The following is a 9,071-nucleotide window of genomic DNA, read 5'->3' as shown; positions in this document are numbered from 1 at the left end:
TCACATTTAAAAACCTGCATGGATGGAATTTTTCAAGGGAACACTTCTAGTAAGGATATAATGAAAAATTAATCGATTTTATGTTTAGAATGGAAGGATTCTGTGATTTATGTAATTATTTTCAAATCAGTCTACAAACTGTCTTAACTCCATTCCTCAAATTCCTCATCTTCAAAAACATCATCCATCAAAAGTTTGTCGTCACCTTCCTCATACATTTTCTTAAAAGCCTCGCTCCAGTTTTTTCTAGGTTCCTCAATAGCTATTATAACTATATGCTCTTTTTCCGATATTAGCTCAACCTCTTCACTAGAATTATGTTTCTCCAAAATTGACTTATCCAACTTTTTCCCTTTTGAATTGCCTATTTTGATTATTTTGGTTTTCATTCATTCCATTTTGTTAATAGATACAAAAGTTATTACAAAAAAATCACTAATCCACACCAAATTTTCACAAGCCCTTCACTATCCCCTTATATTTTTTGATCAAAGCCTCATTGTGTTCTTCTCCTTCATCCGAATTAGAACTGCTGAATACCTCAGGTTTTATACCCATTTGGATCAGGTTATCGGCAGCCTGTACCATCATACTCTGTAAAATCACTGCACCAGTAACTGTGGAAGTCGCACCGACTTTAATATCCAACCCATCCAATGTCACTGATGCATCTCCGGTTTCTCCGCCATTGTCAAAATACAAGTCAGCGATTTCAAAAAGTCTTTTCCCTGATGGATGTCTTGAAGTGACTGATTGGGTATGTTTCAGGTTGGTGATGACGATGACTTTGGAACCTTTCTCTTTGGCAATCATCGCCATTTCTATACTTACGGTGTTACGGCCGGAGTTGGAAGAGATGATGAAAATATCCTTTTTAGATAATGGAAATCCTTCAAGAAGCCTTGCCGCATACCCTTCCTTCCTTTCCACCTCTGTACTGTACGAAGCATCTTTATGCAACATCAGGTCATCATCCAAAATAGGTATTACCCTAGCAAATCCGCCCGCCCGGTAAAAAATCTCTTCAGCAAACATGTGAGAATGTCCTGTTCCACTGGTATAGATAAAACCATCATTGGCAAGGCCATCTGCTATCCATTTGGCGGCCTGTTCAATCTTTTCCTTTTGCTCGAAAACAGTCTTGAGTTTGGATTGAACTTGGTCAAAATATCGCAGGTAAGCCTTCATATCAATTGATCAGGATTTCATCAATGAACACCCATCCTTTGCCTCCGGCACCTGGATGCCATTTTGGTAAGGGATTGATAGGGGTGAGCTTTGCTTTGATCGCAGTGACGTCACTTTGGTTGATATTGGTTTCATACATCTGCAGCATCCGGTCACGATTACTTGTTGGCTGTTCAGGTTTCTGCGTATCAATCAACTTCCAATCCGTATTCTGGGTTTTGATCCATACTTCCACTTTGGAGGGCGGGAAAATATGCGAACCCTCTGCTGCCAAGGTACTGAAAGCAATGTTTTGGATACTTTGGGGAGATTTGAAATTCATTTGAATTTCAAACGGTGTGTCCTGAAAACCCAACCATTTTCCTTTTCCAAAATCCTCATCTCCTTTTTCAAGGTCAAAAAGGGTCAAGGCACCTTTTCCTTTATATGATTCACTGGGAGGAAAGGTAAGTTTGTAGCTGTCAGGCTGAATTTTTGACCTGAAAAATACAGCTTGTTTTTCAGTACTTCCAAGCCACCCGTCCGCAAAAGCCCTTGCCCGCAAAGTTGTGTTTTTATCCAAACTAATAGGTCCGGAATACACCTGATTGTTACTGCTATCCGGTATGGTATTGTCAAGGGTATAAAAAATCTTGACTGTGCCAATGGGATGCTTGAGTGTAACTTCAGCTTTATCGGTGAAAATAGATTTTTCAAATTCTATTTGTGGCGCATTCAATTGATATAGTGTGCCATTGTCCTGAAATCCCCCTTCTATGTTTGTTTCAGGTAATTGGGATTTTAGTGCGGCAATGGCATCAGCGTTTTTATTGGTCCATACATACAGATTCTTTAGCTGACTAAAATCTTTAAGGCTTTCAAAAGCTGATTCAGAAAGTGGATTACCGCTGAGGGAGAGGTGCGTCAGGTTTTTGAGGTTTTTCAATTCACCCAAATTATTTCCTTCCATTCCTGTGAAATTAAGGTTGAGAACCTCAAGATTAGGAAAGTTTGCAATCTTTTGAAGGTGACCATCTTTCATAGGCATGTTTTGAAAATTCAGTTCTACGACTTGGTCTTTGACTTTTTTTAGTTCATCGATCGTATTGGGGTCAAACTGGTTTTTTCCAAAAAATGTAACCCTTAGTCCAGGTGAATTTGGGTAAGTAGCTACCACTTTTCTGTAGTCATTGTTTAGCTCTGCTATAGTTTTGGCATTTGCTGCCTTGAAAGAATAGGTTTTGGATTCTTGGCTTGCAAATTTTTCTTTTGCTAAAGCTATGAATTCGCTTTCAGGACTGTAAGAAGTCAGTTTTTTTTCAAAGTATGCAGAATCCAAGATCCAGTTTTGGATCAATGCAAGTTCTGTTTCTGACAATTGGGGTTTTCCTTTGGGAGGCATATGATATTCATCTTCCAAATCATACAATATGTGGATCAAAATCTGGGAATTTTCAAGATCCTCCATGTCGATGGCAGGACCCATTTCACCACCTTTAAGGATATATTGTACTTCATCCATTCTCAGCTCACCTTTGATTTTTCCTGCTTTGTGGCAACTGATGCATTTTTGATCTAAGATCGGTTTGATGACATGTTCAAAAGCCAAAGCTTCTTCGAAACTTACCTGAGGCATGTCTATTACACTTTTTAAAGGGGCAAAAAGAAAATCTTCACCATGTGTCAATGAAGCTCCAAAGTGGCCGGTTGCCAATACCAAAACCAATACCATTAAAGAAAGGCCTTTTGCAATGGATAGCTTTTCTTTCACCCAAAACCAATACCACAAAGTTCCTAGCCAAAATACTAGCAATCCTGTCCATTGATGGTTTTCAAAATCTTCTTTTACATAGCCAACTTCTGCACTTAGAAAAAGCCCTGCGAGAACAGTGATACCTGTAAAGAAAAGTGCGGAAAGCAATAGCCATTTCATGGCGACCTTCGAATTGGCTCCCAAGGCATCGGGAAACCAAAACAGCAACGCTGCCAAAAATAGCATGACTATTGGAAAATGGAGCAGGAGTGGGTGCATTCTACCAACTACCTCCAAAAAAGATGGCAGTTGTATATGGTCTTGCCCGATGACAAGAATAAGAATTAGTCCATTTAAAGCAATCAACGAATTTTCTAGAATCGCAAAGATTTTTTGGTTTTGGGGCATAATAGTAGAAATGTTAAACCAAAATGTCTTTTACAACTTTACCGTGTACATCGGTCAACCTGTACCTTCTTCCCAGGTGTTTGTAGGTAAGCCTTTCATGGTCAATTCCCATCAAATGAAGGATAGTGGCTTGGAAGTCATGGACGTGGACCGGGTTTTCTACAATGTTATATCCAAACTCATCTGTTTCTCCATATACCATTCCTGACTTAACACCTCCTCCGGCCATCCAAATAGAAAATGCCCTAGGATGGTGATCACGTCCATAATTATCCACTTGTATTTTTCCCTGACAGTAGTTTGTTCTTCCAAATTCTCCACCCCAAATCACCAATGTTTCATCCAAAAGTCCTCTTTGTTTCAAATCTGTAATCAATGCAGCAGAAGCCTGATCGACATCTTTTGCCTGACCGATAAATTGGTTTGGCAGATTATCATGCGCATCCCAACCTTGGTGGTAAAGCTGCACAAATCTCACCCCGTTTTCTGAAAGTTTCCTGGCCAATAGGCAATTGGCAGCATAGGTGCCTGGAATCAGGCAATCTGGTCCATACATTTTGATGATGCTGTCAGGTTCTGATTTGATATCGGTAACTTCCGGAACTGCGGTTTGCATGCGGAAAGCCATTTCATATTGTTGGACTTTGGCCTGGATTTCAGGGTCACCAAAAGTCTCAAAATTCAAATTGTTCATTTCTGCCAATTTATCCAACATCCTTCTTCTGTCCTCTCTATTCATTCCCTTTGGATCTTTGAGATATAACACAGGATCTTCACTGGCAGAAAACTGAACACCCTGATGGACAGAATCCAAGAACCCATTTGTCCAAAGTTTGGAATATACACCTTGGCCATTGCCTTTGCCCCGGCTTAATAGCACACAGAAAGAGGGGAGGTTGCTGTTTTCACTCCCCAATCCATAGCTCAGCCACGCGCCCATACTTGGACGGTTGCCAACCTGTGCACCGGTCTGAAAAAATGTCAATGCCGGATCATGATTGATGGCCTCTGTATGCATGGACTTAATGATGCAGATATCATCCACAACTTTGGCAGTATGTGGAAACATTTCTGAAATCCATGCCCTGGATTCGCCGTATTGGTTGAATTTGAAGAATGAACCCACCAATGGAAAAGAGCTTTGACCTGACGTCATTCCTGTGAGTCTTTGGCCTGCACGGATGGAATCAGGGAGTTCCTGTCCAATCTGTTGATTTAATAAAGGTTTGTAATCAAATGATTCCAATTGGGAAGGAGCACCGTTTTGGAAAAGGTATATGACTCTTTTTGCTTTTGGAGCAAAATGAGGCAAAGCATCCATCAATGCATCTTCACCGCTTTTGCCTTTGAACAGGTCAGGAATCAAAAGACTACCCAAAGCAACACTTCCAATTCCTAAGCTTACCTTGGAAAGAAACTTCCTCCTATTCTCGTTTAATCCATATTCAGATTGCTCTTTTTCCATCTCAGATTTTGGTTATTGCTTCTTCAAGATTATACATCGCTAGGATTACCTGCATCATGGCGGCGGTGTTTGGGGATATTTTTTCTTCTCTGATCGGGTATTCACCCACTTTGAATAAGTCATCAGCTGATGCTTGGTCTTCGTTGAATCTAGATAATTCTTCTTTGAAATAGCCGAAAAGAATATCCATTTCTTTTGAATTCGGTACCCTACATAGAATGCTTTTAAATGCTTCCTCAATGGCATCTTCAGGTTCGGCTCCTTTTTCAGTCAACTGACTCGCCAAAACCCGAGATGCCTCCATCACCAAAGGATCATTCATCATGACCAATGCCTGAAGCGGGGTATTGGTTCTTCCTCTGTTAACCTCACATTGATCTCTGTTTGAGCCATCAAAGATGATCGGCATCGGAGGAGGGGAAGTGAGTTTGATAAAGGTATATAATCCTCTTCTATATAACTTGTCGCCTTTATCCTGTACATAGGTCTTAAGTTCACCACGGCCTGATGTCGCAGCTTCCCAAAGTCCATCAGGCTGGTATGGTTTAACACTTGGTCCGCCAATTTCAGGTACAAGCAGGCCTGAACTTGCCAAGACCAAATCTCTGATATTCTCGGCAGTCAATCTCAATCTCGGAGACCTTGCCAAATAGATATTATCAGGATCAGTATTCAAATGTTTTTTGGTGACTTTGCAGGACTGCATGTATGTAGCAGAAGTCATGATTTTCTTCAATAAATATTTGACATCCCAACCGTTTTCCATAAAATCCACCGCCAGCCAATCCAAGAGTTCAGGATGGGAGGGAAGGTCGCCCTGCATTCCAAAATCGCCTGTTGATTTGACAATTCCTACACCGAATATTTCCTGCCACATCAGGTTGACAAACACCCTTGCAGTAAGCGGATTGTTTTTGTCCACGGTCCACTTTGCAAGTCCAAGCCTGTTTTTGGGCAGATTGTCAGGGAAAGAAAATATATTTTCAGGTGTATTTGGGCTGACAGGGGTCGTACGAGCGTCGTATAAACCCCGGTTTAGAATGTAAGTAGTCCTCAAAGTGTCCAATTCATCCATCACGGAGACCATCAATTTGCTCGTATCCTGATGGTTGATGAATGAAAGGAGTTCGTTGATATCCTCTCTTTCTATCCAAAGGATGGGCGTTTTGGCAGGTTTGGACTGTGAGACATCACCTTCATATCCCTTTTCGGGAGTATTGTTAAAAAAGGCAAACATTTCGTAGAAGTTTTTCTGCGAGATCGGGTCATACTTATGGTCATGGCATTGTGCACATTCCATTGTGATTCCAAGGATTCCTTTGCTGAAAGTATTGGATTTGTCCAGTACATATTCTACCCGATATTCTTCAGGTATGACACCACCTTCTTCGGTATATTTATGGTTTCTGTTAAAGGCTGTGGCCAATATCTGTTCCTTGGTCGCATTTGGCAACATGTCACCGGCCAACTGCCAAGTGATGAATTGGTCGTAAGGAAGGTTTTTATTGAATGCATGAATCACCCAATCTCTGTAAGGCCATTGGGTTCGGATATTGTCATCCTGATAGCCATAGGAATCTGAATACCTAGAGATATCCATCCAAAGGACAGCCATTTTCTCACCATAGGTCTGCAGGTTCATGATGTTGTCCAATGCTTTTTTGTATGCTTCAGGGCTATTGTCTTTCTCAAAAGCGCTGATCATCTCAGGAGTAGGGGGGAGGCCTGTCAGGTCAAGGCTTACTCTTTTTAGCAATTCATGCTTTTCTGCCTCATCATTTGGGTTCAGTCCCAACTTGTTCATTTTGGCCAAGGTGAAATAATCGATTTCATTTTTTGGCCATTCTTTGTCTTTGACTTTTGGTAATGCTGCTTTTTTGGGAGTTACAAAAGCCCAATGTGGCTCATATTTCGCACCTTGTTCAATCCACTTTTTAATTAATCCGATCTCTTCTTCCGACAAAGAGAGGTTGGATTCAGGAGGTGGCATCAGTTCGTTGGGATCAGTGTTGACTATTCTGTGGTAAAGTTCAGATCCGTTGACGTCATTGGGAATAATGGCAAATTTCCCGGGACTTTCTTTTAAGGCTCCCAAAGCAGCTTCTTCGACATCAAGCCGCAATCCAGCCTCTCTTTTATTGGCATCAGGGCCATGGCATGCGAAGCATTTGTCTGATAGGATGGGGCGAATGTGAAAATTATAACTTAACTGTTCGGCATCACTTATAGTAATATCGTTGTCGGAAGATGGCTTGCAGGCGAATTGAAGCAAAACTAGAATAAAGGCAAAATGCCTGAAACACTTCATGGGAGAGGTAATTATAGATTATTATTGGATTTGAAATTTCGAGATAATTTTGATCAACTTCAAATGGTTAGATAAAAATTTTATTAATGGAAAGTTTCGTCATGTTGACGAAGGAAAGCCTGCCCCGATGCTTTCGGGGCATCTCGCGATGATCAGTTAATGCTAAAATTTTTATAAGAGGACCTCTTGAGTTCACTAGTGCCTACCAATGACGTAAATGTTGGTGACGTCACTCTGACGAAGGAAAGCCTGCCCCGATGTTTTCGGGGAGTCTCTCGAGGATCAGGAAATGTTTTATAAACATAAATAGGACCTCTGGAGATTCTTCGTGCCTCAGAATGACGGCTGCCTAGGGGGTAACTTGATGTCATTATTTTTCTGAATGTTTTTTCATAAATATTGGGGACTCAGGATGACGGCTGCCTAGGGGGTAACTTGCTGTCATTCCTTTTCTCAACATTTTAAAAATGTTAGGGACTCGGGATGACGAGGAACAAATTTTCAGAATTTGAAAATCACAATTTTTTAACCCACATCTAATCTTAAATCCTATATTTGCGATAATACCAAATTTTTAACCATGAGTGAAGTGAAAGTACCATCCCTTAAAAGCTGGGTGCCTGTTCCGAAAGATTCAGATTTTACAATTTATAATCTGCCTTTTGGGATTTTCCAAAACAAAAGACTTTCTCCGAGAGCAGGAGTTGCCATAGGGGACAAAATAGTTGATTTGGCTGTGTTGCATGAGGAAGGATTTTTTTCAGACATGACACAGTTGCCCCATGGTGTATTTCAAAAGGATTCTCTGAACGATTTTATCGCATTGGGAAAGCCAATCACCAAAAGGGTCAGGGAGAAAGTGCAGGATTTGCTTAAAGAAGAAAACGGAGCTTTGCGAGACCACCAAAGCAGGGGAAAAGCGTTTGTGACAAGGAAAGAAGCCCAGATGCTTTTACCTGTTAAAATCGGAGATTATACGGATTTTTACAGCAGCAAGGAACACGCTACCAATGTTGGAACAATGTTCCGGGATCCTGAAAATGCTCTGTTGCCCAATTGGAAACACCTTCCGGTAGGATATCATGGAAGGTCTTCTTCTATAATTCCTTCAGGAATTCCCATTCACAGGCCCAAGGGACAATACAAGGATCCGGATATGGAAAACCCTGAATTCGGTCCAAGCCGAAGATTGGATTTTGAACTGGAAATGGCATTTATTATCGGAAAACCCACCAAGATGGGGGACAGTGTCGGCACAGGGGATGCTGAGGATTTTATTTTTGGAATGGTGCTGTTCAATGATTGGTCGGCCAGGGACATTCAGGCTTGGGAATATGTGCCATTGGGTCCCTTTCTTGGAAAAAGCTTTGCCTCAAGCATCTCCCCTTGGATAGTAACTTTGGAAGCTTTGGAACCCTATAGGGTAGCCGGGCCTAAGCAGGACCCTGAAGTTTTACCTTATTTGCAATTTAAAAAAGATCATGCTTTTGATATCAACTTGGAGGTCTTTATTCAACCTGATGGAATGAAGAGCACCAAGGTATGTACTTCCAATTTCAAATACATGTACTGGAATATTTCCCAACAACTTGCCCATCACACAGTGAACGGCTGCAACATCAATGTTGGTGACTTGATGGCTTCGGGTACGATTTCAGGCCCCACTTTGGATAGTTTTGGTTCCATGTTGGAACTTGCTTGGAAAGGTACCAAACCGGTGATATTGGAAGAAGGAGGAGAAAGGAAGTTTATAGAAGATGGAGATACAGTGATATTGAAGGGCTACTGTGAGAAAGCAGGTATCCGTGTTGGGTTTGGTGAGGTTGAAAGTAAGGTGATGCCGGGGAAGCCTAGTTAAAGGATGAAGGAAAAGGGATAAAGGACGAGGTGGTGCGTCATTGCGAGGAGCACTTGGGAAACTTTGATAATTTGAACAGTCCTTCGTGCGACGTGGCAATCTCTTTTGACAT

6 protein-coding genes are annotated in these 9,071 nt (G+C 41.4%); 1 reads left to right on the top strand and 5 read right to left on the bottom strand.

All coding sequences use genetic code 11. The annotated features are described in order from the left end of the window. Window positions 1-143: 143 nt before the first annotated feature. The 5 genes from ACEW8U_RS13960 to ACEW8U_RS13940 form a co-directional block, all read right to left on the bottom strand. Entirely contained in the window at window positions 144-389 is a 246-nt protein-coding gene (locus ACEW8U_RS13960) for an AbrB/MazE/SpoVT family DNA-binding domain-containing protein (protein ID WP_373522668.1), read from the bottom strand. A gap of 64 nt (window positions 390-453) precedes the next feature. Then, entirely contained in the window at window positions 454-1,188 is a 735-nt protein-coding gene (locus ACEW8U_RS13955; protein WP_373522667.1) for a sugar isomerase domain-containing protein, read from the bottom strand. Window position 1,189: 1 nt separating this feature from the next. Beyond that, a complete protein-coding gene (locus ACEW8U_RS13950; RefSeq protein WP_373522666.1) occupies window positions 1,190-3,328 on the bottom strand; it encodes a chitobiase/beta-hexosaminidase C-terminal domain-containing protein in 2,139 nt (712 codons plus the stop codon). A gap of 13 nt (window positions 3,329-3,341) precedes the next feature. Further along, entirely contained in the window at window positions 3,342-4,793 is a 1,452-nt protein-coding gene (locus tag ACEW8U_RS13945) for a DUF1501 domain-containing protein (RefSeq protein WP_373522665.1), read from the bottom strand. A gap of 1 nt (window position 4,794) precedes the next feature. Continuing rightward, the gene (locus tag ACEW8U_RS13940; protein WP_373522664.1) at window positions 4,795-7,101 is read right to left on the bottom strand and encodes a PSD1 and planctomycete cytochrome C domain-containing protein; all 2,307 of its coding nucleotides are present in this window, start codon (window positions 7,099-7,101) and stop codon (window positions 4,795-4,797) included. A gap of 580 nt (window positions 7,102-7,681) precedes the next feature. Here ACEW8U_RS13940 and fahA point away from each other — a divergent pair. Then, window positions 7,682-8,959, top strand: a complete 1,278-nt coding sequence (gene fahA, locus ACEW8U_RS13935) for a fumarylacetoacetase (RefSeq protein ID WP_373522663.1) — start codon at window positions 7,682-7,684, stop codon at window positions 8,957-8,959. Window positions 8,960-9,071: the final 112 nt, after the last annotated feature.

The organism is Aquiflexum sp. (genome assembly GCF_041751335.1).
In the GTDB taxonomy this organism is placed as follows: domain Bacteria; phylum Bacteroidota; class Bacteroidia; order Cytophagales; family Cyclobacteriaceae; genus Aquiflexum.
This window is presented reverse-complemented; position numbering and strand designations above follow the sequence as displayed.

Coding starts and splice junctions, on each gene's coding strand:
- ACEW8U_RS13960 (WP_373522668.1), bottom strand. CDS start 389: ATGAAAACCAAAATAATCAAAATAGGCAATTCAAAAGGGAAAAAGTTG.
- ACEW8U_RS13955 (WP_373522667.1), bottom strand. CDS start 1,188: ATGAAGGCTTACCTGCGATATTTTGACCAAGTTCAATCCAAACTCAAG.
- ACEW8U_RS13950 (WP_373522666.1), bottom strand. CDS start 3,328: ATGCCCCAAAACCAAAAAATCTTTGCGATTCTAGAAAATTCGTTGATT.
- ACEW8U_RS13945 (WP_373522665.1), bottom strand. CDS start 4,793: ATGGAAAAAGAGCAATCTGAATATGGATTAAACGAGAATAGGAGGAAG.
- ACEW8U_RS13940 (WP_373522664.1), bottom strand. CDS start 7,101: ATGAAGTGTTTCAGGCATTTTGCCTTTATTCTAGTTTTGCTTCAATTC.
- fahA (WP_373522663.1), top strand. CDS start 7,682: ATGAGTGAAGTGAAAGTACCATCCCTTAAAAGCTGGGTGCCTGTTCCG.